This is a genomic window from Azotobacter tropicalis, from assembly GCF_059739045.1.
Genome location: NZ_AP046059.1, coordinates 626,451 through 649,408, shown reverse-complemented (window position 1 = coordinate 649,408; position 22,958 = coordinate 626,451). Strand labels below are relative to the sequence as shown.

Sequence of the window (22,958 nt, the reverse complement as noted above, 5' to 3'; positions counted from 1 at the left end):
CAGCGGACGGCACGTCTCGCTGAAAACGAAACGTCACTCCCCAATACCTCCAACAACAAGGAGCTTCACTTCATGACGATGGTGAGAAAAGGCATCCTGGCTTTCGCGGTTTCGGCTGCGCTGGGCCTGTCCTCCCTGGCCCGGGCCGACATCCTGATCGGCGTCGCCGGTCCGCATACCGGGCCGAATGCCGCCTTCGGCGAGCAATACTGGCGTGGGGCCAGTCAGGCCGCGGCCGACATCAACGCCGCCGGCGGCATCAACGGCGAACCGGTCAAGCTGGTCAAGGGCGACGACGCCTGCGAGCCCAAGCAGGCCGTGGCCGTGGCCAACCGGCTGGTCGACCAGGACAAGGTCGCCGCGGTGATCGGCCACTTCTGTTCCTCCTCGACCATTCCGGCCTCCGAGGTCTACGACGAGGCGGGCATCCTCGCCATCACCCCCGGCTCGACCAACCCGCAGGTCACCGAGCGCGGCCTGACCGGCATGTTCCGCATGTGCGGCCGCGACGACCAGCAGGGTCAGGTCGCCGCCGACTTCATCGTCGACACCCTGAAGGGCAAGCGGGTGGCGGTCATTCACGACAAGGACACCTACGGCCAGGGCATCGCCGACTCCGCCCGCACCCAGCTGGGCAAGCGCGGCGTGACCGCGGTGCTCTACGAGGGCCTGACCCGCGGCGAGAAGGACTTCAACGCGCTGGTCACCAAGCTGCGCGGCGCCAACGTCGACGTGGTCTACTTCGGCGGCCTGCACACCGAGGCCGGACCGCTGCTGCGGCAGATGCGCGAGCAGGGCCTGACCGCCGCCTTCGTCTCCGGCGACGGCATCGTCACCGACGAGCTGGTCACCACCGCCGGCGGCCCGCAGTACGTCAAGGGTGCCTTCATGACCTTCGGCGCCGATCCGCGCAAGATTCCCGACGGCCAGGCGCTGGTCGAGAAGCTGCGCGCCGGCGGCTACGAGCCGGAGGGCTACACCCTGTACGCCTACGCCTCGCTGCAGGCGCTGGCCGCGGCCTTCAAGGCGGTCGGCAAGAGCGACTCGGAAAAGGCCGCCCAGTGGCTGAAGAGCCATCCGGTAGCGACCGTGATGGGCACCAAGGAGTGGGATGCCAAGGGCGACCTGAAGGTCAGCGACTACGTGATCTACGAGTGGGACAGCCAGGGCAAGTATCACCAGCGGTAACGACCGCCCAGGCCGAGTAGGGTGGAAAACGACCGCAGGTCTTTTCCACCTGCCGGCGGTGCGGTCCGGGGGAAAACCGCTGCGCGGGTTTTCCTCTCCACGACGCTGCGCAGCCGCATTCTTCATGAACCGCCCATAGACGAGACTTACGCATGGACGGCATCTTCCTGCAACAACTGATCAACGGGCTGACCCTCGGGTCGGTCTACGGCCTGATCGCCATCGGCTACACCATGGTTTACGGGATCATCGGCATGATCAATTTCGCCCACGGCGAGGTGTACATGATCAGCGCCTACCTGTCGGCCATCGGCCTGGCCCTGCTGACGTTCTTCGGCCTCGAATCCTTTCCGCTGCTGATCTTCGGCACGCTGCTGTTCACCGTCTGCGTCACCGGCCTCTACGGCTGGACGATCGAACGCATCGCCTATCGGCCGCTGCGCAGCTCCACGCGCCTGGCGCCTTTGATCAGCGCCATCGGCATCTCGCTGATCCTGCAGAACTACGTGCAGCTCAGCCAGGGCGCGCGCCAGCAGGGCATCCCGACCCTGCTCGACGGCGCCTTCCGCTTCCATATCGGCGAGGGCTTCCTGCAGATCAGCTACACCAAGGTGTTCATCCTGGTCGCCGCCTTCGCCGGCATGGCCGCGCTGACCTGGGTGATCCACTGCACCCGGCTCGGGCGCATGTGCCGCGCCACCCAGCAGGACCGCAAGATGGCGCAGATCCTCGGCATCGACACCGACCGGGTGATCTCCTGGGTGTTCGTCATCGGCGCCGCCATGGCCGCGCTGGCCGGCCTGCTGATCACCCTGAACTACGGCACCTTCGACTTCTACGCCGGCTTCGTCATCGGCATCAAGGCGTTCACCGCCGCGGTGCTCGGCGGCATCGGCTCGCTGCCCGGCGCCATGCTCGGCGGCCTGATCCTCGGCGTCGCCGAGGCGCAGTTCTCCGGCATGGTCAACACCGACTACAAGGACGTGTTCAGCTTCTCGCTGCTGGTGCTGATCCTGATCTTCCGACCGCAAGGACTCCTGGGTCGGCCCCAGGTGACGAAGGTATGAGCATGGCAGAGCGTTCTTCCCTGGATATCCGCCAGCCGCTGCTCGACAGCCTGCTGGCCGGGCTGATCGCCCTGGTGGTGTTCGGCCCCATCGTCGGCGTGGTGCTCGACGGCTACGGCTTCGACCTGCAGCCCGCGCGCGTGGCCTGGATCGTCGGCGCGGTGATGCTCGGCCGCTTCGCCCTCAGCCTGTTCCTGCACAGCGCCACCGGCCGCGGCTGGGTGCAGCGCCTGGAAGGCGGCGGCGCCGGCGTGCAGGTGCTGGCGCCGGACTACCGTTCGCGGCTGCGCTGGGTTTTGCCGCTGGTGCTGCTAGCCGCGCTGATCTTCCCGTTCTTCGCCACCAAGTACCTGCTCACCGTGGTCATCCTCGGCCTGATCTACGTGCTGCTCGGCCTCGGCCTGAACATCGTGGTCGGCCTCGCCGGGCTGCTCGACCTGGGCTACGTGGCCTTCTACGCGATCGGCGCCTACGGCCTGGCGCTCGGCTACGAGCACCTCGGCCTCGGCTTCTGGAGCGTGCTGCCGCTGGCCGCGCTGATGGCGGCGCTGGCCGGCGCGCTGCTCGGCTTCCCGGTGCTGCGCATGCACGGCGATTACCTGGCCATCGTCACCCTGGGCTTCGGCGAGATCATCCGCCTGGTGCTGAACAACTGGCTGTCCTTCACCGGCGGGCCGAACGGCATGTCGGTGCCGGCGCCGACCTTCCTCGGCCTGGAGTTCGGCCGCCGGGCCAAGGACGGCGGGGTGCCGTTCCACGAGTTCTTCGGCATCGCCTACGATCCCAACTTCAAGTTCCTGTTCATCTACGTCGTGCTGCTGCTCACCGTGCTGCTGGTGCTCTACGTCAAGGGCCGGCTGGTGCGCATGCCGATCGGCCGGGCTTGGGAGGCGCTGCGCGAGGACGAGATCGCCTGCCGCGCCATGGGCCTCAACCACGTACTGGTCAAGCTCTCGGCGTTCATGCTCGGTGCCTCCACCGCCGGGCTGGCCGGGGTGTTCTTCGCCAGCTACCAGGGCTTCGTCAACCCGACCTCGTTCACCTTCTTCGAGTCGGCCTTGATCCTCGCCATCGTGGTGCTCGGCGGCATGGGTTCGACCCTGGGCGTGGTGATCGCCGCCTTCGTGCTGACGGTGGCGCCGGAGCTGCTCAGGAGCTTCGCCGACTACCGGGTGCTGCTGTTCGGCGTGCTGATGGTGCTGATGATGATCTGGCGGCCGCGCGGACTGATCCGCATCAGCCGCCGCGGCTTCGCGCAGCGTCCGGGGGTGGCACCATGAGCGACGACGAGATTCTCCGCGTCGAGCAACTGTCCATGCAGTTCGGCGGCATCCGCGCGCTGCACGACGTCAGCCTGGGCGTGAAGCGCCACTCCATCACCGCGCTGATCGGCCCCAACGGCGCCGGCAAGACCACGGTGTTCAACTGCCTGACCGGCTTCTACCGGGCCAGCAGCGGCAGCATCCGCCTGAATGCCCGCGGCCGCAGCACCGACGTGCTGCAGGTGCTCGGCGGGCCGTTCCGCGCGGGCGATTTCCTCAACCCGCGGCGCTTCGCCAGCCGCTTGCGCTACAAGCTGTTCGGCGGCACCCACCTGGTCAACCGCGCCGGCCTGGCGCGCACCTTCCAGAACATCCGCCTGTTCCGCGAGATGTCGGTGCTGGAGAACCTGCTGGTGGCCCAGCACCTGTGGGTCAACCGCAACCTGCTGGCCGGCGTCCTCAACACCCGCGGCTTTCGTCGGGCCGAGGAGCAGGCGCTGGAGCACGCCTTCTACTGGCTGGAGGTGGTCGATCTGACCGATTGTGCCAACCGCCTGGCCGGCGAGCTGTCCTACGGCCAGCAGCGCCGCCTGGAGATCGCCCGGGCCATGTGCACCCGGCCGCAGCTCCTCTGCCTGGACGAGCCGGCTGCCGGCCTCAATCCGGCGGAAACCGCCGCGCTCAGCCGCATCATCCGCACCCTGCGCGACGCGCACGAGGTCACCGTGCTGCTGATCGAGCACGACATGGGCCTGGTGATGGGCATTTCCGACCACATCCTGGTGCTCGACCAGGGCGAGTTGATCGCCGAGGGGCCGCCCGCGGCGATCCGCCACGATCCCAGAGTGATCGCCGCCTACCTGGGCGCCGACGAGGAGGAGCTGGCATGAGCGTGCCCATGCTGGAATTCCGCGCTGTCGACCTGCACTACGGGCCGATCCAGGCGCTGCGCCAGGTCAGCCTGCACGTCGACGAGGGCGAGACGGTCAGCCTGATCGGCGCCAACGGTGCGGGCAAGTCGAGCCTGTTGATGTCGATCTTCGGCCAGCCGCGGCCGAGCGCCGGGCAGATCCTCTATCGTGGCGAGGACATCACCCGCAAGTCGGCCCACCATGTCGCCTCCAGCGGCGTGGCCCAGTCGCCGGAGGGGCGCCGGGTGTTCCCCGACATGAGCGTGGAGGAGAACCTGCTGATGGGCACCATACCCATCGGCATGGCGCACGCCGACGAGGACCTGCGGCGGATGTTCGAGCTGTTCCCGCGCCTCGAGGAGCGGCGCAACCAGCGGGCCATGACCCTCTCCGGCGGCGAACAGCAGATGCTCGCCATCGCCCGCGCGCTGATGAGCCGGCCGAAGCTGCTGCTGCTCGACGAGCCGTCGCTGGGCCTGGCGCCCATCGTGGTCCGGCAGATCTTCCAGATCCTCCGCGAGCTGGCGGCCGGCGGCATGACCCTGTTCCTGGTGGAACAGAACGCCAACCATGCGCTGAAGCTCTCCGACCGCGGCTACGTGATGGTCAACGGGCAGATCCGTCTGTCGGGGACGGGCGAGGAGCTGCTCGGCAACCCGGAGGTGCGCAGCGCCTACCTGGGCGGGCACTGAGGGGGGAGCCGGCTTCCCCCTCGAACGAGGGGGCGCTCGGAAATCCCTGCCGTGAAATAGTGACTGACTTGGATTTTGAAGTCGGGCGTGTCGTTGCCCGGAGGTCTGCGATATGGATATCGAATTTCATTTTTGGCTGGGGATTTCCGTGCTGGCGCTGGCTGGCATGGTCTGGCAGGGCATTCGCCATTAGGCGAGCGCTGGCGACGGCCCCGGAGCCGGCCTTCTGCAGGCGCCTCATTCCGGCTCCGCCGGCTCTGAGGGCTCGATGTGCATCTCGACCTGCGGCATCTCGTTGAGGCGGATCACCTGGCGGCGATAGGGCACTCGTCCAGCCGGCTTTCTCCGTCACCAGGTCGAGTACGCCGAAGTGGCGCGAGTACTTGTCCAGCAGCGTCCGACGGGCCCTTGCTCGCCCCCTTTTCCAGAGACGGGAGAGGGGGCTGCGGGGGCTCAGCCGCGGTAGTAGCGCTGCGGCACGAACGGGGTCCTGGCGACCTTCATCGCCACGCGCTTGCCGCGGACGATGGCCCAGACCTCGCTGCCCTCGGCGGCATGGCTGCTGGCGACGTAGCCCATGGCCAGCGGCGCACCCAGGCTCGGGCCGAAGCCGCCGCTGGTGACCTTGCCGATCGGCGCGCCTTCGGCATCGACGATTTCCGCGCCTTCGCGCACCGGCGTGCGCTCCTGCGGCAGCAGGCCGACGCGCTTGCTGGCCACGCCTTCCTGCTGCTGGGCGAAGATCCGCGCCGCGCCGGGGAAGCCGCCGGCCCGAGCGCCGTCTGCGCGACGTGCCTTGGAGACGGCCCACAGCAGGCTGGCCTCGACCGGGGTGGTGGCGGTGCTCATGTCGTGGCCGTACAGGCACAGGCCGGCTTCCAGGCGCAGCGAGTCGCGGGCGCCGAGGCCGATCGGCTGGACTTCCGGTTCGGCGAGCAGGGCGCGGGCGAGCTTCTCGGCGTGCTCGACCGGCACGGAGATCTCGAAGCCGTCCTCGCCGGTGTAGCCGGAGCGGCTGACGATGCACGGGATGCCGAGCAGCTCGACCTCGGCAATGTGCATGAAGGTCATCTTCGCCACCTCGGGCGCCAGGCGGGCCAGCACATCCACCGCCTTGAGGCCCTGCAGGGCGAGCAGGGCGCGCGAGTCGAACAGCGATTCGATCCGGCAGCGCTCGCCGATGTGTTTGCGCAGGTGGGCCAGGTCCTGCTCCTTGCAGGCGGCGTTGACCACCAGGAACAGGCGCTCGCCGCCCAGGTTGGCGACCATCAGGTCGTCGAGGATGCCGCCGTTGTCGTCGGTGAACAGCGCATAGCGCTGCAGGCCCACCGGCAGGTCGACGATGTCCACCGGCACCAGGGTTTCCAGGGCCGCGGCGGCATCGGCGCCGTGCAGAAGGATCTGGCCCATGTGCGAGACGTCGAACAGCCCGGCCTGGTCGCGGCTGTGCAGGTGCTCCTTGAGCACGCCCAGCGGGTATTGCACCGGCATGTCGTAGCCGGCGAAGGGCACCATGCGCGCGCCCAGTTCGAGGTGCAGGGCGTGCAGCGGGGTTGTGGCGAGGGTTTCCGTGGTCATGCAGGAACTCCGAAGGTCGATTGGGGATAGGCGCGGGCTGGGGCGCGATGCGGGTGTCGCCGGATCGCGGGCAGGCTCGCTCCCGTAGGGGCAGGCCGAGACGGCGGGGCGCCGCTCAGCATTCGATGATGTTCACCGCCAGTCCGCCGCGGGCGGTTTCCTTGTACTTGCTCTTCATGTCCGCGCCGGTCTGGCGCATGGTGGCGATCACCTTGTCCAGCGAGATGAAGTGCCGGCCGTCGCCGCGCAGGGCCATGCGCGCGGCGTTGATCGCCTTCACCGCGCCCATGGCGTTGCGCTCGATGCACGGTATCTGGACCAGCCCGCCGACCGGGTCGCAGGTCAGGCCGAGGTTGTGTTCCATGCCGATCTCGGCGGCGTTCTCGACTTGCTGCGGGGTGCCGCCGAGCACCTCGCAGAGCCCGCCGGCGGCCATCGAGCAGGCCACGCCGACCTCGCCCTGGCAGCCGACCTCGGCGCCGGAGATCGAGGCGTTCTCCTTGTAGAGGATGCCGATGGCGCCGGCGGTGAGCAGGAAGCGCTCGACGCCTTCCAGGCTGGCGCCGGGGACGAAGCGCATGTAGTAGTGCAGCACCGCCGGAACGATCCCGGCGGCGCCGTTGGTCGGCGCGGTCACCACGCGGCCGCCGCTGGCGTTCTCCTCGTTCACCGCCAAGGCGTAGAGGTTGACCCAGTCGAGCACCAGCAGCGGATCGCGCAGGCCGGACTCCGGCTGGCGACGCAGCTGGCGGTACAGCGCGGCGGCGCGGCGGTTGACCTGCAGCCCGCCGGGCAGCACGCCCTCGCTGCGGCAGCCGGCCTCGACGCACTCCTGCATCACTTGCCAGACGCGTCGCAGGGCGATGCGGGTCTGGCTGTCCGGACGCCAGGCCATCTCGTTGACGCGCATCAGCTCGCTGATCGACAGGTCCTGCTCGGCGCACAGCGCCAGCAGCTTAGCGGCGCTCCTGAACGGGTAGGGCAGTGGCCGGCAGTCTTCCTTGAGGCGGCCGGCGCCGGCGGTGTCGGCATCGACCACGAAGCCGCCGCCCACCGAATAGTATTCGCGGCTGCGGAGCTGCAGACCGGCGGCATCGAAGGCGCGGAAGATCATACCGTTGGGATGGTAGGGCAGCGCCTTGCGGATCAGCGCCAGGTCGTCCTTCTCGACGAAGCGGATCGACTTGTCGCCGAGCAGGCGCAGCTCGCCGCTGGCACGGATCGTCGCCAGGCGCTCGGGGATACGGTCGGTGTCGACCCGCTCCGGGTGCTCGCCCTCCAGGCCGAGCAGCACCGCCTTGTCGCTGCCGTGCCCCTTGCCGGTGGCGCCGAGCGAGCCGTGCAGCTCCACCTTGACGCGGGCGGTGGCGGCCAGCAGGTTGTCGCGGCGCAACTCCTCGACGAAGCGCGTCGCGGCGCGCATGGGGCCGACGGTGTGCGAGCTGGAGGGGCCGATGCCGATCTTGAACAGGTCGAAAACGCTGAGGGACATGCTGAAACTCCGGCGCCGGGACTCGACAGGCGGGCTCCCGGCAAGATGGTCTTATTGTCCTTATATAGACCGGAAAAATGCCGCGAAGGTCGGCATCTTTCCTGGCCGGGAGCCGGCGTGCCGTCAGACGTCCTGGTAGGCCTCCGGCGCAGGACAGGTGCAGATCAGGTTGCGGTCGCCGTAGACGTTGTCGACCCGCGCCACCGGCGGCCAGTACTTGCCTTCGACCAGGCTGGCGAGCGGGTACACTGCCTGCTCGCGGCCGTACGGGTGGCGCCACTCGCCGACCAGCTCGGCCGCGGTGTGCGGCGCGTTCTTCAGCGGGTTGTCGTCCTTGTCCAGCGCGCCGCTTTCCACGGCGCGGATCTCCTCGCGGATAGCGATCATGGCGTCGCAGAAGCGGTCCAGCTCCTCCTTCGATTCGCTCTCGGTCGGCTCGATCATCAGCGTGCCGGGCACCGGGAAGGACATGGTCGGCGCGTGGAAGCCGAAGTCGATCAGGCGCTTGGCCACGTCGTCGACGCTGATGCCGCTGGTTTCCTTGAGCGGGCGCAGGTCGAGGATGCACTCGTGGGCGACCAGGCCGCCTTCGCCGGTGTAGAGCACCGGGTAGTGCTCCTTCAGGCGGCTGGCGATGTAGTTGGCATTGAGGATCGCCATGAGCGAGGCCAGGCGCAGGCCGGCGCCGCCCATCATGCTGACGTACATCCAGGTGATCGGCAGGATGCTGGCGCTGCCGAACGGCGCCGAGCAGACCGCGCCTTCGCGGCGCTCGAGCTGGCCGTGGCCGGGCAGGAACGGCGCCAGGTGCGACTTGACCGCGATCGGGCCGACGCCCGGGCCGCCACCGCCGTGGGGAATGGCGAAGGTCTTGTGCAGGTTGAGGTGCGAGACGTCGCCGCCGAAGCGGCCCGGCGCGCACAGGCCGACCATGGCGTTCATGTTGGCGCCGTCGATGTACACCTGGCCGCCGTGTTGGTGGACCAGTTCGCAGATCTCGCGCACGCCTGCCTCGAACACGCCGTGGGTCGAGGGGTAGGTGATCATCAGCGCGGCCAGTTGCGCGCCGTGCTGCTCGGCTTTGGCGCGCAGGTCGTCGATGTCGACGTTGCCCTGGGCGTCGCAGGCCACCACCACCACGCGCAGGCCGGCCATGCTGGCGGTCGCCGGGTTGGTGCCGTGGGCCGAGGCCGGAATCAGGCAGACGTCGCGCTGGCCTTCGCCGCGGCTGGCGTGCCAGGCGCGGATCGCCAGCAGGCCCGCGTACTCGCCCTGGGAGCCGGCATTCGGCTGCAGCGACACGGCGTCGTAGCCGGTGGCGGCGCAGAGCATGCGCTCGATGTCGGCGGTCAGCCGGGCGTAGCCCTGGCTCTGTTCGGCCGGGGCGAAGGGGTGCAGGTTGCCGAACTCGGCCCAGGTGATCGGGATCATCTCGCTGGCGGCGTTGAGCTTCATGGTGCAGGAGCCGAGCGGGATCATGCTGCGGTCCAGCGCCAGGTCCTTGTCCGCCAGCCGGCGCAGGTAGCGCATCAGCTCGGTTTCCGAGTGGTAGCGGTTGAACACCGGCTGCTGGAGGAATGCCGAGGTGCGCAGCAGCGCCGGCGGCAGGCGCTCGCCGGCGCCGGCGGCCAGCGCGGCGAAGTCCGGCAGGGCCTGGCCTTCGCCGGCGAAGATCGCCCACAGCGTCTCGACCTGCTCTGCGGTGGTGGTCTCGTCGAGGGACAGGCCGAGGCGGCCGGCGTCGATCTCGCGCAGGTTGATGCCTTGGGCGCGGGCCCGCTCGTGCAGTTCGGCGGTGCGCGCGCCGCTGGCGACGGTCAGGGTGTCGAAGAAGTATTCCTGCTCGATGCGCTGGCCCAGCTGGATCAGGCCGCGGGCGAGGATCGCGGTCAGGCCGTGCACGCGCCGGGCGATGGCCTTGAGGCCCTCGGGGCCGTGGTAGACGGCGAACATGCTGGCGATGTTGGCCAGCAGCACCTGGGCGGTGCAGATGTTGCTGGTGGCCTTCTCGCGGCGGATGTGCTGCTCGCGGGTCTGGATTGCTAGGCGCAGCGCCGGCTGACCGTGACGGTCGACCGACAGGCCGACCAGGCGGCCGGGCATGTCGCGCTTGAAGGCGTCGCGGGTGGCGAAGTAGGCCGCGTGCGGGCCGCCGAAGCCCAGCGGCACGCCGAAGCGCTGGGTGTTGCCGAGGGCCACGTCGGCGCCGAACTCGCCGGGCGGGGTGAGCAGGGTCAGCGCCAGCAGGTCGGCGGCCACCGCCACCAGGGCGCCGGCGGCGTGGAAGCGCTCGACCGTTGCGCGGTAGTCGAACAGCTCGCCGTCGCAGGCCGGGTACTGCAGCAGGGCGCCGAAGTAGGGGCTGGCGTCGCTGAGCTCATGCTCGTCGCCGACCACCACCTCGATGCCCAGCGGCTCGGCACGGGTGCGCAGCACGTCGAGGGTCTGCGGCAGGCAGTGGCGGGAGGCGAAGAAGGCGCGGGCGGCCTTGTTCTTCGACAAGCGCTTGCAGAAAGTCATGGCCTCGGCGGCGGCGCTGCCCTCGTCGAGCAGGGAGGCGTTGGCGATCGGCAGGCCGGTGAGGTCGCCGATCAGGGTCTGGAAGTTCAGCAGGGCTTCCAGGCGGCCCTGGGAGATTTCCGGCTGGTAGGGCGTGTAGGCGGTGTACCAGGCCGGGTTTTCCAAGAGGTTGCGCAGGATCGGCGCCGGGGTGTGGGTGCCGTAGTAGCCCTGGCCGATGAAGCTGGTGAACTGGCGGTTCTGCGCGGCGATGGCCTTGAGCCGGGCCAGGGCCTCGGCCTCGCCCAGGCCGTCGCCGGCATCCAGCACACTGCTGTCCTTGATGCTGTCGGGAATCACCCGCTCGCCCAAAGCATCCAGCGAGGCGTAGCCGAGCTGGCCGAGCATGGCGGCGATATCGGCCTCGCGCGGGCCGATATGGCGGGCGATGAATTCGTTGGTGGTGCAGAGGGCGCGGCGATCGGTCATCGGTGAATCCTGAAGGTTCGCCTGCCATTCGGCGGGCGAGGGATCGAGGGCTCGTGCAGGGCGACGAGCGGTTGCCGGCTCTTGAGCAATGCAGATGCCAATTTTTATAAATTCATTATAAATCAATTAGTTATGTTTTATTTTAGAGGCGATAGTGGAATTTTCTGGAACGGAATCGTTACGGAAAAGCTGGCGCTTCAGTGCCAATGCCTGATCTGACGGGCGGCAGCCGTTTCTGTTACGAAAGCATTCCGTTGTAGCGATTTCGTTACGAGGTGCGTGGCAGGCGTAGCGTTTCAGAGCGAGGCCACCGGTCACACGCTTGTCGCAATAATCAACCAAAGTATGACGCCGGTCATTCAGCGGCTGATGCTCCCTTGCCACACTGATTCGATAGCGATAGCAAGTAGATGCGATTAATTATTATTGGTGTTTAAGAGAAGTACAGGGACTGCTACACTGGCATCCGCAATACAAGAGAGCAAACCCATGCGTTCACGGGCACCTGCATCAAGAGTTTTCGGCTTCTGGCTCATGTCCCTCCTGGCCGGCACGGCCGTTTCCACGAGCTGGGCGGGCGAAGGGTTCAAGCCTCCCGTCCTGGAATTGACTCAAGTCGACCTCGCCAAGGCCGGCCTGCTGGAGCAGGATTTCGTCCTGCATTTCCGGATCAGCAATCCCAACGAAAGCAAGCTGGCGGTCCGTGGTCTGGCCTACAAGGTGCATCTGGACGATATCGAGCTGGTGACCGACGGTGAGTCGAGCCAGTCGTTCACCGTGGCTGCCGGTAGCTACCAGGACTTCGAGGTGCCGGTCACGACGAACCTCTGGCGGCGCATGAAACCCCTTGTCAAGCTGTTGAAGAAAGCCGAAGACCCCATCCCTTATCGGGTCAGCGGGGAGGTCAAGACCGGCCGCCTGTTCGGACGCAAGGTGCCGTTCTTTCATAGCGGCGAGTTGAACAATGGCGAGATGCTCGCCGGCAATCCTTCCTTGACCGGCGGCATCGAGGACCCACGCTAGAGGGGCAGTATTCGCTTCGGCAGAAGCGAATTCGTTCGCGAGACTTCTGCCTTTCTCGCCGACAACCGCAGATGAGCCTGCTCCTGCAGGTTTGCTGACAAGCTGCCAGCCGGCGTTCGATCGGAGACCTTGAAAGAGCTGGTTTTCAGGTCTTTCCCATACCTCACTCCCGTCCTATCCCTTCGAACGACGCCCGGCCGATCAGGGCCTGGCGGGAATCCCGTACTTGCGCAGGCGCTTGGCGATGGCCGTGTGCGAGGTCTGCAGGCGGGCGGCCAGCAGGCGGCTGGAGGGGTAGCTGGCGTAGAGCTTTTCCAGGATGCCGCGCTCGAAGTTCTCCACCGCCGCGCCGAGGCTGCCGATCTCATCGGCCTGTGGCGCCACGGCGGTGCCGGCGATGTCCAGGTCGCCGATCTCCACCAGACTGCCCTCGCTGATCGCCGCGGCGCGGAAGATCACGTTCTGCAACTGACGCACGTTGCCCGGCCAGCGGTTGGCCAAGAGCGCCGGGTAGGTGTCCGGCGCCAGGCGGCAGGGCGGGCGGCGGATCTGCGCGCAGGCCTGCTGCAGGAAGTGGCGGGCCAGCGGCAGGATGTCCTCGCTGCGCTCGCGCAGCGGCGGCACGGCCAGGTTGAGCACGTTGAGCCGGTAGAACAGGTCCTCGCGGAAGCGCCCCTCGCCGACCATCTGCTCCAGGTTGCGGTGGGTCGCGCTGAGGATGCGCACATCGACCCGGATCTCGCGCTCGCCGCCGATGCGCCGGAAGCTGCCGTCGCTGAGAAAGCGCAGCAGCTTGGCCTGCAGGTAGGGCGACATCTCGCCGATCTCGTCGAGAAACACCGTGCCCTGGTGGGCCAGCTCCAGCAGGCCGGGCTTGCCGCCGCGCTGGGCGCCGGTGAAGGCGCCGGGGGCGTAGCCGAACAGCTCGCTCTCGGCGAGGTTCTCCGGCAGGGCCGCACAGTTGAGAGCGAGGAAGGGCGCATTGCGCCGCGCGCTGACCGCGTGGCAGGCGCGCGCCACCAGCTCCTTGCCGGTGCCGGTCTCGCCCTGGATCAGCAGCGGCGCGTCGAGCACCGCCACGCGCTGGGCGCGGGCCTTGAGCGTGCGCAGCGCCGGCGAGTCGCCGAGCAGGGCATCGAAGCCCTCGGCCTGCTCGTGATGCAGGGCGGCCAGGCGCTCGCCGAGGCGGTTGGGCGCGTACAGGGTGAGCAGGGCGCCGGCCAGTCCGGCGTTCTCGCCGATCGGTATGGCATCCAGCAGCAGGGTCCGGCCGTCGAGGGTGACCTCGCGCATCGACAGGCGCAGGCCTTGCGCCAGCAGCTCCTCGTGCAGTTCCGGAGCGGCGAACAGCTCGCCGAGCGTCTCGCCGTCGGGGTCGCGGCCGGCCAGCTCGATCAGCGCCGGGTTGGCCAGCAGCACCCGGCCGCTGCCGTCCACCGCCAGCAATGGGTCGGGCATGGCGGCGAGCAGGGCGTACAGCTGCAGGCTGCGCCGCTGGCCGGGGAGGATGTCGACCACCTCCACCGCCTGCACCCCGCGCACCTTGAACAGGGCGCCGCGCAGCTCCTCGAGCACTTCGGCACTGAGCGTCGGCGCGTCGATGTAGACGTTCGGCGGGACCATCTCCACGGCGTCCAGGTTGAGATTGCGCCCGCCGAGCAGGGCGAGCACTTCCTGGGTGATGCCGACGCGATCGATGAAGGTGACGTGAATGCGCATGGATGAGGAAACAGGTTATCGAGAGAGCGCGCAAGTATGCGGCCTGGCGCCGCCGCGGAAAACGGCCGGCGCCGGTTTCGCCGGTCTCGCGGGTTTCACGAAGTGCGCCGGCTCAGCGCCAGCAGGCGCTGCACGCCGATCGGCTCCTCGGCGAGCAGCGGCACCACGGCGTGGCGGCGCGCATGGGTGTGGGCCACGGCGTCGATCTCGGCGAGTTCGTTGCGCGCCCGCTGGCGCAGCAGGGGCGAGTCGGTGCGGGCGGCGGCGATGCTGTTGTTGATCACCCAGGCCCAGGGCTCGATGCCGGCGCGGCGCAGGTCGGCCTGCAGGTTGGCGGCCTCCAGCACCGGGGTGGTTTCCGCCAGGGTGACCAGCAGCACCTTGGTCTGCCGCGGGTCCTGCAACTGCATCATCGGCGTGGTGAAGCGCATGCCGCTGGCGCTCATCTGCCGCTGGATCTCGCGGTGGTAGGCGCCGGTGGCGTCGAGCAGCAGCAGGGTGTGGCCGGTGGGCGCGGTGTCCATGACCACGAACTGGCGGCCGGCCTCGCGGATGACCCGCGAGAAGGCCTGGAACACGGCGATCTCCTCGGTGCAGGGCGAGCGCAGGTCCTCAGCCAGCAGCGCCTTGCCCTGCTCGTCGAGGCTGGCGCCTTTGGTCGCCATCACATGCTGGCGGTAGGCCTCGGTCGCCGCGTGCGGATCGATCCGGCTCACGGTGAGGTTGTCCAGCGAGCCGTCGAGGGTTTCCGCCAGATGGGCGGCCGGGTCGGAGGTGGTCAGGTGCACGGGCAGGCCGCGGTGCGCCAGCTCCACCGCCACCGCGGCGGCGAGGGTGGTCTTGCCGACGCCGCCCTTGCCCATCAGCATCACCAGGCCGTGGCCGGCGGCGGCGATCTCGTCGACCAGCGCGGCGAGACTCGGTGCCTGCAGCGCGGGGATGGCGGCCGGCGCTTCGGGGAGCACGCCGCTCGCGCCGTCGAGCAGCTGGCGCAGGGCCTCGAGGCCGACCAGGTTGAACGGCTTGAGGGCGATCCGGTCGCAGGGCAGGGCGCGCAGCGCCTCGGGCATGGCCTCCAGTGCCGCCCGCTCGCGGGCGCAGACGGCGGCGGCCAGCGGGTCCCGCTCGCCTTCGCTGGCCGGCAGCACGCCGTTGATCACCAGGTACTGCTGGCGCAGGCCGATGGCGGCGAGCTCCTCATGGGTGCGCGCCACCTCGCGCAGGGTCGCCTGCTGGGCGCGGGCTACCAGCACCAGGCGGGTGCGCTGCGAGTCGGCCAGCGCCTCCACGGCTTCGCGGTACTGGCTGCGCTGCTTGTCCAGCCCGGCCAGCGGGCCGAGACAGGAGGCGTCGCCCTGGCCGGCCTCGAGAAATCCGCTCCAGGCGCCGGGCAGCTGCAGCAGGCGGATGGTATGGCCGGTCGGCGCGGTGTCGAAGAGGATGTGCTCGTAAGCGGCAGTCAGCTCGGAGTCGACCAGCAGTTCGGTGAACTCGTCGAAGGCGGCGATCTCGGTGGTGCAGGCGCCGGACAGCTGCTCCTCCATGCCCTTGACCACGTCTTCCGCCAGCACGCCGCGGGCCGGGCCGACGATGCGGTCGCGGTAGGCCTGGGCGGCACCCTGCGGGTCGATCTCCAGTGCGGACAGGTTGGCCACCGCCGGCACGGGCGTGATGCGGTTGCCGATCGCGATGCCGAACACCTGGCCGACGTTGGACGCCGGGTCGGTGCTGACCAGCAGTACCCGCTTGCCGCTTTCGGCGAGGCGGATGGCGGTGGCGCAGGCGATCGAGGTCTTGCCGACGCCGCCCTTGCCGGTGAAGAACAGAAAGCGCGGCGGCTGCTCGAGAAATTCCATGGGTTGTCTCCTCAGTTGTGCGGCAGGCCGCGCGCGTACCAGGCGCGGCTGTCGTTGACCAGCTTCACCAGGGCGAGCATCACCGGCACCTCGATCAGCACGCCGACCACCGTGGCCAGCGCGGCGCCCGAGTCGAAACCATAGAGCACGATGGCCACCGCCACCGCTAGCTCGAAGAAGTTCGAGGCGCCGATCAGCGCCGAGGGGCCGGCGATGTCGTGGCGCACCTTGAGGCTGTGGTTGAGCCAGTAGCCCAGGGCAGCGATGAACAGCGTCTGCAGGAAGATGGGCACCGCCAGCATGGCGATGATCAGCGGCCGCTCGACGATGGCCTCGCCCTGGAAGGAGAACAGCAGCACCAAGGTGGCGAGCAGGGCGACGATGGTGAAGGGCGCGATCTTCGCCAGCGCCGCCTGGAAGGCTGCCGGGCCGCGGGCCAGCAGGCGCTTGCGCAGGAACTGGGCGATGGCCAGCGGGATGACGATGTACATCGCCACCGACAGCAGCAGGGTGTCCCAGGGCACCGGGATCGACGACACGCCGAGCAGCAGGGCGACGATGGGCGCGAAGGCGAACACCATCACCAGGTCGTTGAGGGCCACCTGGGTCAGGGTGAAGTTGGCGTTGCCGCCGCACAGGTTGCTCCACACGAACACCATCGCCGTGCAGGGCGCGGCGCCGAGCAGGATCAGCCCGGCCATGTAGCTGTCGATCTCGCCGGCCGGCAGCCAGGGCGCGAACACGTGCTCGAGGAACAGCCAGCCGAGCAGGGCCATGGAGAACGGCTTGACCGCCCAGTTGACGAACAGGGTGACGCCCATGCTGGCCTTCTGCTGGTAGATCTCATGCAGTGCGCCGAAGTCGATCTTCATCAGCATGGGGACGATCATCACCCAGATCAGCACGCCGACCGGGAGATTGACCTGGGCGATCTCCAGCGCGCCGATGGCCTGCGCCGCCGCCGGCGCAAAGCGGCCGAGCAGGGTGCCGGCGACGATGCAGAGGAACACCCAGAGGGTCAGGTAGCGCTCGAAAAGGCCGAGCGGGGCGCCGGCGGCCCTGGCGGCTGCCGCTTCGCATGGGCTGGACATGGGGACATCTCCTTTTTCCGGTCCGTTCGCGTCGAAGGTCATGATTCCTTCATCTGGCTGTCCGAATATGCGTCGCCTGAACGGGGCCGGCCCGGTCTGTCTGCATGGAAAGCCGTGTTGGAAAAGCGGAGGATACGGGCCGGAGGGCCCGCTTTACTTGATATACGGCAATCCATATATTCTGCGCTTCCCATTCATCGAGCAAGCACTCCGAGGGTTGCCATGGTCGAGCACCTGACTCCCACCGCGCTCTTCAAATGCCTGGCCGACGAGACCCGGGCGCGGCTGGCCCTGCTGATCGCCCGCGAGGGCGAGCTGTGCGTCTGCGAGCTGACCGCGGCGCTGGAGGAAAGCCAGCCGAAGATTTCCCGGCACCTGGCGCTGCTGCGCGGCAATGGCGTGCTGGCGGACCGACGCCAAGGCCAGTGGGTGTACTACCGCCTGCATCCGCACCTGCCGGACTGGGTGCACGAAACGCTGCGCACCGTCCTGGCCGCCAACCGCAACTGGCTCGCTCCCGTGGTGCAGCGCCTGGAGGCGATGCGCGATCGCTCGGGGCGCACGCCCCTCTGCGTCTGAGCCGGCGACTACAAGGAGACAGCCCATGCCCGACGACCTGCCCAACCTCGATCCCGCGCTGCTCGACGTGCCGAGCCTCGACAAGCTCGGCCTGCCGTCGCAGCCGGAGCACAAGCTGCGCATCCTGCTGCTCTACGGCTCCAACCGCGAGCGTTCCTACAGCCGCCTGCTGGTGGAGGAGGCGGCGCGCCTGCTCGAGCGGCTCGGCGCCGAGCCGCGGATCTTCTCGCCGGCCGGGCTGCCGCTGCCGGACGACGTGCCGGACACCCATCCCAAGGTGCAGGAGCTGCGCGAGCTGGTGCTCTGGTCGGAAGGTCAGGTGTGGTGCTCGCCGGAGCGCCACGGCGCGATGAGCGCGGTGTTCAAGGCGCAGATCGACTGGATCCCGCTGACCCAGGGGGCGATCCGCCCGACCCAGGGCAAGACCCTGGCGCTGATGCAGGTCTGCGGCGGCTCGCAGTCGTTCAACGCGGTCGGCCAGATGCGCGTGCTCGGCCGCTGGATGCGCATGTTCACCATCCCCAACCAGTCCTCGGTACCCAAGGCATTTATGGAGTTCGACGAGGTCGGACGGATGAAGCCCTCGGCCTATTACGACCGGGTGGTGGACGTGATGGAGGAACTGGTCAAGTTCACCCTGCTGCTGCGCGGTCGTGTCGACTACCTGGTCGACCGTTACTCCGAGCGCAAGGAGTCGGCCGAGGAACTGTCCCGCCGCGTCGACCAGGGCGCCCTGTGAGACCGAACCCCCCGATTGTTGAAACGAGGAAACCTTCATGACCATCAAGGTAGGCATCAACGGCTTCGGCCGCATCGGACGGCTGGCGCTGCGCGCCGCCTGGGACTGGCCGGAACTGGAGTTCGTGCAGATCAACGACCCGGCCGCCGACGCCGCCACCCACGCCCACCTGCTCAACTTCGACTCGGTGCACGGCCGCTGGCAGCGCGAGGCCGGCAGCGACGGCAACTGCGTGGTGATCGACGGCAAGCGCATTCCGGTCACCGCCAACAAGGCCATCGCCGACACCGATTGGTCGGATTGCGACCTGGTGATCGAGGCCAGTGGCAAGATGACCAAGGTCGCCCTGCTGCAGGCCTATCTGGAGCAGGGCATCCGGCGCGTGGTGGTCAGCGCGCCGGTCAAGGAGCCCGGTGCGCTCAACGTGGTGATGGGGTGAACGACCATCTGTTCGATCCGGCGCAGCACCGCATCGTCACCGCCGCGTCCTGCACCACCAACTGCCTGGCGCCGCTGGTCAAGGTGATCCACGAGAACCTCGGCATCCGCCACGGTTCGATCACCACCATCCACGACCTGACCAACACCCAGAGCATTCTCGATCAGCCGCACAAGGACCTGCGCCGCGCCCGCGCCTGCGGCATGAGCCTGATTCCCACCACCACCGGTTCGGCCACCGCCATCGCCGAGATCTTCCCCGAGCTGCGCGGCCGCCTGAACGGCCATGCCGTGCGCGTACCGCTGGCCAACGCCTCGCTGACCGACTGCGTGTTCGAGGTGGAGCGCGCGACCACGGTGGAGGAGGTCAACGCCCTGCTCAAGACCGCTGCCGAGGGGTCTCTCGCGGGTATCCTCGGCTACGAGGAGCGTCCGCTGGTGTCCATCGACTACCGCACCGACCCGCGCTCGTCCATCGTCGACGCCCTGTCGACCATGGTGGTCAACGGCACCCAGGTGAAGCTCTATGCCTGGTACGACAACGAGTGGGGCTACGCCAACCGTACCGCGGAGCTGGCTCGCAAGGTCGGTCTGGCCGGCTGATCCCCGTAGGGTGATGGCTCCCACGCTCCGGCGTGGGAGCCTGTTGTGGACGCCGTATCCACGCAGGAGCGTGGCCACGATCAATTTCCATCCTGCGCCAGATAGCCCGGATTCCCCCATGCACGCCTTGTCTCTGTCCCATCTGTCCCCGGAAGTCCGCCAGTACCTCTTGGTCACCGGCAACTACTGGGCCTTCACCCTCACCGACGGCGCTTTGCGCATGCTGGTGGTGCTGCATTTCCACGGCCTCGGCTACAGCCCGCTGGAGATCGCCGCGCTGTTTCTCTTCTACGAATTCTTCGGCGTGGTCACCAACCTGGTCGGCGGCTGGCTCGGCGCGCACCTGGGCCTCAACCGCACCATGAACCTCGGCCTGGGCCTGCAGGTGCTGGCGCTGCTGATGCTCACCGTGCCCAGCGCCATGCTCACGGTGCCCTGGGTGATGGCGGCGCAGGCGCTGTCCGGCATCGCCAAGGACCTCAACAAGATGAGCGCCAAGAGCTCGATCAAGCTCTTGGTGAAGGACGGCCAGCAGGGCACGCTGTATAAGTGGGTGGCGCTGCTGACCGGCTCGAAGAATGCCCTCAAGGGCGTCGGCTTCTTCCTCGGCGGCGCGCTGCTGGCACTGCTCGGCTTCACCGGCGCGGTGCTGGGCATGGCCGCGGTGCTGGCGCTGATCTGGCTGGCCAGCCTGGCGACCCTGAAGAAGGATCTGGGCAAGGCCAAAATCAAGCCCAAGTTCCGCGAACTGCTGTCGAAGAGCCGGGCGATCAACATCCTCTCCGCCGCGCGTTTGTTTTTGTTCGGTGCCCGCGATGTGTGGTTCGTGGTGGCGCTGCCGGTGTATCTGGCCAGCCAGTTCGGCTGGGACTTCTGGCAGGTCGGCGGCTTTCTCGCCGTCTGGGTGATCGGCTACGGCATCGTCCAGTCCTTCGCGCCGCATCTCACCGGCAAGCGCCGCGGCCAGCTGCCGGACGGTAGCGCGGCCTTCGCCTGGGCGCTGTCGCTGGCCGGGCTGCCGGCGGCCATCGCCCTTGGCCTCGGCACCACGCTTTCCGCGCAGACGGTGCTGATCGGCGGCCTCCTGCTGTTCGGGGCGCTGTTCGCCATCAACTCCTCGCTGCACAGCTACCTGATCGTCAGCTATGCCAGGGAGGACGGCGTGTCGCTAGACGTGGGCTTCTACTACATGTCCAACGCCCTCGGCCGGCTGCTCGGCACCCTGCTGTCGGGCTGGGTGTTCCAGGTCTGGGGGCTCACGGCCTGCCTGTGGGTGTCGAGCCTCTTCGTGCTGCTGGCGGCGCTGATCTCCCTGGGCTTGCCGGGCGCGCCGACCGTCGCCTCAGGCGCGTTCCAGACGCGCCCGCTTGAGCAGGGCGGAGTTGAGGATCACCGATAGTGACGACAGGGCCATGGCCGCGGCGGCGAGGATCGGATTGAGCAGGCCGAAGGCGGCGATCGGCACGCCGACGCTGTTGTAGACGAAGGCCCAGAACAGGTTGCGCTTGATGGTGCGCATCGTCGCCCGCGACAGGCGGATGCCGGTCACCACGTCGCGCACGTCGCTGCGCACCAGGATGATCCCGCCGGTTTCCTTGGCCACGTCCGAGCCCGAGCCGATGGCGATGCCGATGTCGGCGGTAGCCAGCGCCGGGGCATCGTTGACGCCGTCGCCGACCATCGCCACGACCTTGCCCGCGGCTTGCAAGTCCTTGATCGCCCTGGCCTTGTCGGAGGGCAGCACGTCGGCGATCACCCGGTCGATGCCCAGCGCCCGGCCGATCGCCGCGGCGGTGCGGGCGTTGTCGCCGGTGAGCATCACCACCTCGATGCGCTCGGCGCGCAGTCCGGCGATGGCTTCCCGGGCCTCGGGCTTGAGGGTGTCGGCCACCGCGACGACGGCCGCCAGGCGGCCGCCCGCGGCCAGCAGCATCGCGGTCTTGCCGTCGGCCTGCAGACGCTCCAGCTCGGCCGCGGCGTCGCCCAGCGCCACGCCTTCGCGCTCCATCAGCCGGCGATTGCCGAGCAGTACCGGCTGTCCATCGATCTCGCCGCGCACGCCGTGGCCGGGGATCGAATCGAAACCCTGCACCGGGGCCGGCGCGATGCCCTGAACCCTGGTGCCCTCGAGCAGGGCTTCGGCGAGCGGGTGCTCGGAACCGACCTCCAGGCTGGCGGCCAGGCGCAGGGCGTCCTCGCGAGCGAAGCCGTCCAGCGGCAATACGTCTGTGAGCGCCGGTTCGCCGCGGGTCAGGGTGCCGGTCTTGTCGAAGACCACGGTGTCGAGTTTCTGCGCCTTCTCGAGGATCTCGCCGCCGCGGATCAGCACGCCGGCCTGGGCGCCACGGCCGACGCCGACCATCAGCGCCGCCGGGGTGGCGATGCCGAGGGCGCAGGGACAGGCGATGATCAGCACGGCGATGAACGCCAGCAGGCCCTGCGGGAAGTTGCCGGCCAGCCACCAGCCGGCGAAGGCCAGCACGGCGGTGCCGACCACCGCCGGCACGAAGTAGCGGGTCACCTGGTCGGCGATGCGCTGGATCGGCGCGCTGCTGGCCTGGGCCTCCTCGACCATGCGGATGATCTGCGCCAGCGCCGTCTCGGCGCCGATCCGCGTGGCTTCGAAGCGGAAGCTGCCGGTGCGGTTGAGGGTGCCGCCGATGACCCGGGCGCCGGGCTGCTTCTCCACCGGCATGGACTCGCCGGTCAACATGGACTCGTCGACGGCCGAGCTGCCCTCGGTCACCTGGCCGTCGGTGGCGATGCGCTCGCCGGGACGAACCACGACGGTTTCGCCGACCATCACGCTGTCGGCGGGGATTTCCGTCTCCACGCCGTCGCGGATCACCCGGGCGGTGGCGGGCTTGAGGTCGAGCAGCTTGCGCACCGCCGCCGAGGAGTGCTTCTTGATGATCTCCTCCATGTACTTGCCCAGCAGCACGAAGGCGATGATCACCGCGGATACCTCGAAATAGACCGCCCGCTCGTCCACCTTCACCGGCAGCACCTCGGGGAAGAACAGCACCGCCACGCTGTAGAAGTAGGCCACCGAGGTGCCCAGGGCGATCAGCAGGTCCATGTTGATCGATAGGTTGCGCAGGGCGTTGAAGGCGCCCTTGTAGAAGCTCCAGCCGCCGATGAACTGCACCGGGGTGACCAGCAGGAACAGCCACATGCCCCAGGTAAACCAGGGCAGGGCGGGAATCGGCGCCCAGGTGAGAATCGTCGCCCCGGCCGCCAGGCCGATGAAGGCCCCGGCGCGCAGGATGGCCAGTGCGAGTACGCCGGTCAGGGCGATGGTCACCCGTCGGCGCATGGATTTCAGCTCGGCCTCCGGCGACTCGAAGATACGCTGGCAGCTGGCGCTGCAGAAGTAGTAGGTCCGCCCGCCGCGCTCGCTGTGCAGGGCGGAGGCCTTGTCGACCATCATCCCGCAGACCGGGTCCTTGGCCAGGCCCGCTCGACCCTTGCCGGTGGCGGCCTGCATCGGCAGATCGTGCCCGCTGTGGGGACCGGCCGGCGATGGCATTCGGGCCGCGGGAGCCCGCACATACTTGCCGGGCGCCGCCTCGAACTTCTCAAGGCAGTGCGGCGAGCAGAACAGGTAGGACTGGCCCTGGTAAGTCGTGCGGGGCGCTGCCGGAGTTTCCTCGACCGGCATGCCGCAGACGGGGTCTACTGCCGGGGAGCGTTCGGTTGCCACGGTATTCATAGGTCCCTCACCCTTATCGG

16 protein-coding genes and 1 pseudogene are annotated in these 22,958 nt (G+C 68.5%); 10 read left to right on the top strand and 7 right to left on the bottom strand.

What is annotated here, in order from left to right; translation table 11 throughout:
- Positions 1–72 precede the first annotated feature (72 nt).
- From Atro_RS02915 to Atro_RS02895, 5 genes are all read left to right on the top strand, one after another.
- Positions 73–1,188, top strand: coding sequence for a branched-chain amino acid ABC transporter substrate-binding protein (locus tag Atro_RS02915; RefSeq protein WP_497926362.1), 1,116 nt, complete (start codon positions 73–75; stop codon positions 1,186–1,188).
- Positions 1,189–1,340: 152 nt separating this feature from the next.
- Entirely contained in the window at positions 1,341–2,255 is a 915-nt protein-coding gene (locus Atro_RS02910) for an ABC transporter permease subunit (RefSeq protein ID WP_497926361.1), read from the top strand.
- A 2-nt stretch (positions 2,256–2,257) separates the two neighbouring features.
- Positions 2,258–3,535, top strand: a complete 1,278-nt coding sequence (livM, locus tag Atro_RS02905; RefSeq protein WP_497927742.1) for a high-affinity branched-chain amino acid ABC transporter permease LivM — start codon at positions 2,258–2,260, stop codon at positions 3,533–3,535.
- Entirely contained in the window at positions 3,532–4,407 is an 876-nt protein-coding gene (locus Atro_RS02900; RefSeq protein WP_497926360.1) for an ABC transporter ATP-binding protein, read from the top strand. Before livM ends, Atro_RS02900 begins: the two co-directional genes overlap by 4 nt.
- Entirely contained in the window at positions 4,404–5,120 is a 717-nt protein-coding gene (locus Atro_RS02895) for an ABC transporter ATP-binding protein (RefSeq protein WP_497926359.1), read from the top strand. The genes Atro_RS02900 and Atro_RS02895 overlap by 4 nt, the downstream gene beginning before the upstream one ends.
- A 453-nt stretch (positions 5,121–5,573) precedes the next feature.
- On the opposite strand, the gene gcvT is transcribed toward Atro_RS02895, so the two are convergent.
- From gcvT to gcvP, 3 genes are all read right to left on the bottom strand, one after another.
- The gene (gene gcvT / locus Atro_RS02890; protein WP_497926358.1) at positions 5,574–6,698 is read right to left on the bottom strand and encodes a glycine cleavage system aminomethyltransferase GcvT; all 1,125 of its coding nucleotides are present in this window, start codon (positions 6,696–6,698) and stop codon (positions 5,574–5,576) included.
- Positions 6,699–6,813: 115 nt separating this feature from the next.
- Entirely contained in the window at positions 6,814–8,190 is a 1,377-nt protein-coding gene (locus Atro_RS02885) for an L-serine ammonia-lyase (protein ID WP_497926357.1), read from the bottom strand.
- A gap of 123 nt (positions 8,191–8,313) precedes the next feature.
- Positions 8,314–11,178, bottom strand: coding sequence for an aminomethyl-transferring glycine dehydrogenase (gcvP, locus tag Atro_RS02880; protein ID WP_497926356.1), 2,865 nt, complete (start codon positions 11,176–11,178; stop codon positions 8,314–8,316).
- A 534-nt stretch (positions 11,179–11,712) separates the two neighbouring features.
- Here gcvP and Atro_RS02875 point away from each other — a divergent pair.
- On the top strand, positions 11,713–12,201 hold the full coding sequence (locus Atro_RS02875) for an LEA/WHy family protein (protein ID WP_497926355.1): 489 nt from the start codon (positions 11,713–11,715) through the stop codon (positions 12,199–12,201).
- A gap of 201 nt (positions 12,202–12,402) precedes the next feature.
- On the opposite strand, the gene gcsR is transcribed toward Atro_RS02875, so the two are convergent.
- The 3 genes from gcsR to arsB form a co-directional block, all read right to left on the bottom strand.
- Entirely contained in the window at positions 12,403–13,920 is a 1,518-nt protein-coding gene (gene gcsR / locus Atro_RS02870; RefSeq protein WP_497926354.1) for a transcriptional regulator GcsR, read from the bottom strand.
- A gap of 95 nt (positions 13,921–14,015) precedes the next feature.
- Complete coding sequence (gene arsA / locus Atro_RS02865; protein ID WP_497926353.1) at positions 14,016–15,776, bottom strand: arsenical pump-driving ATPase; 1,761 nt, start codon at positions 15,774–15,776, stop codon at positions 14,016–14,018.
- A gap of 11 nt (positions 15,777–15,787) precedes the next feature.
- Entirely contained in the window at positions 15,788–16,867 is a 1,080-nt protein-coding gene (gene arsB, locus Atro_RS02860) for an ACR3 family arsenite efflux transporter (protein ID WP_497926352.1), read from the bottom strand.
- 222 nt (positions 16,868–17,089) lie between these two features.
- Here arsB and Atro_RS02855 point away from each other — a divergent pair, with 222 nt between their 5' ends.
- The 4 genes and pseudogenes from Atro_RS02855 (at position 17,090) to arsJ (ending at position 20,625) form a co-directional block, all read left to right on the top strand.
- Positions 17,090–17,446: a metalloregulator ArsR/SmtB family transcription factor gene (locus Atro_RS02855; protein WP_497926351.1), complete on the top strand. Its 357-nt coding sequence runs from the start codon at positions 17,090–17,092 to the stop codon at positions 17,444–17,446.
- Between the two features lie 25 nt (positions 17,447–17,471).
- Positions 17,472–18,185: an arsenical resistance protein ArsH gene (gene arsH, locus Atro_RS02850; RefSeq protein WP_497926350.1), complete on the top strand. Its 714-nt coding sequence runs from the start codon at positions 17,472–17,474 to the stop codon at positions 18,183–18,185.
- Between the two features lie 37 nt (positions 18,186–18,222).
- Positions 18,223–19,226, top strand: a pseudogene (locus Atro_RS02845) (ArsJ-associated glyceraldehyde-3-phosphate dehydrogenase).
- A 118-nt stretch (positions 19,227–19,344) separates the two neighbouring features.
- Positions 19,345–20,625 (top strand): organoarsenical effux MFS transporter ArsJ, encoded by a 1,281-nt coding sequence (gene arsJ, locus Atro_RS02840; protein ID WP_497926349.1) that lies wholly within the window; start codon positions 19,345–19,347, stop codon positions 20,623–20,625.
- Here the strand turns inward: arsJ and Atro_RS02835 are convergent.
- A complete protein-coding gene (locus Atro_RS02835) occupies positions 20,569–22,938 on the bottom strand; it encodes a heavy metal translocating P-type ATPase (RefSeq protein WP_497926348.1) in 2,370 nt (789 codons plus the stop codon). The two genes, arsJ and Atro_RS02835, sit on opposite strands and share 57 nt — an antisense overlap.
- Positions 22,939–22,958: the final 20 nt, after the last annotated feature.

Bases quoted from the DNA above. Each gene is read 5' to 3' on its own strand.
- Atro_RS02915 (WP_497926362.1), top strand. From the start codon at position 73: ATGACGATGGTGAGAAAAGGCATCCTGGCTTTCGCGGTTTCGGCTGCG.
- Atro_RS02910 (WP_497926361.1), top strand. From the start codon at position 1,341: ATGGACGGCATCTTCCTGCAACAACTGATCAACGGGCTGACCCTCGGG.
- livM (WP_497927742.1), top strand. From the start codon at position 2,258: ATGGCAGAGCGTTCTTCCCTGGATATCCGCCAGCCGCTGCTCGACAGC.
- Atro_RS02900 (WP_497926360.1), top strand. From the start codon at position 3,532: ATGAGCGACGACGAGATTCTCCGCGTCGAGCAACTGTCCATGCAGTTC.
- Atro_RS02895 (WP_497926359.1), top strand. From the start codon at position 4,404: ATGAGCGTGCCCATGCTGGAATTCCGCGCTGTCGACCTGCACTACGGG.
- gcvT (WP_497926358.1), bottom strand. From the start codon at position 6,698: ATGACCACGGAAACCCTCGCCACAACCCCGCTGCACGCCCTGCACCTC.
- Atro_RS02885 (WP_497926357.1), bottom strand. From the start codon at position 8,190: ATGTCCCTCAGCGTTTTCGACCTGTTCAAGATCGGCATCGGCCCCTCC.
- gcvP (WP_497926356.1), bottom strand. From the start codon at position 11,178: ATGACCGATCGCCGCGCCCTCTGCACCACCAACGAATTCATCGCCCGC.
- Atro_RS02875 (WP_497926355.1), top strand. From the start codon at position 11,713: ATGTCCCTCCTGGCCGGCACGGCCGTTTCCACGAGCTGGGCGGGCGAA.
- gcsR (WP_497926354.1), bottom strand. From the start codon at position 13,920: ATGCGCATTCACGTCACCTTCATCGATCGCGTCGGCATCACCCAGGAA.
- arsA (WP_497926353.1), bottom strand. From the start codon at position 15,776: ATGGAATTTCTCGAGCAGCCGCCGCGCTTTCTGTTCTTCACCGGCAAG.
- arsB (WP_497926352.1), bottom strand. From the start codon at position 16,867: ATGTCCAGCCCATGCGAAGCGGCAGCCGCCAGGGCCGCCGGCGCCCCG.
- Atro_RS02855 (WP_497926351.1), top strand. From the start codon at position 17,090: ATGGTCGAGCACCTGACTCCCACCGCGCTCTTCAAATGCCTGGCCGAC.
- arsH (WP_497926350.1), top strand. From the start codon at position 17,472: ATGCCCGACGACCTGCCCAACCTCGATCCCGCGCTGCTCGACGTGCCG.
- arsJ (WP_497926349.1), top strand. From the start codon at position 19,345: ATGCACGCCTTGTCTCTGTCCCATCTGTCCCCGGAAGTCCGCCAGTAC.
- Atro_RS02835 (WP_497926348.1), bottom strand. From the start codon at position 22,938: ATGAATACCGTGGCAACCGAACGCTCCCCGGCAGTAGACCCCGTCTGC.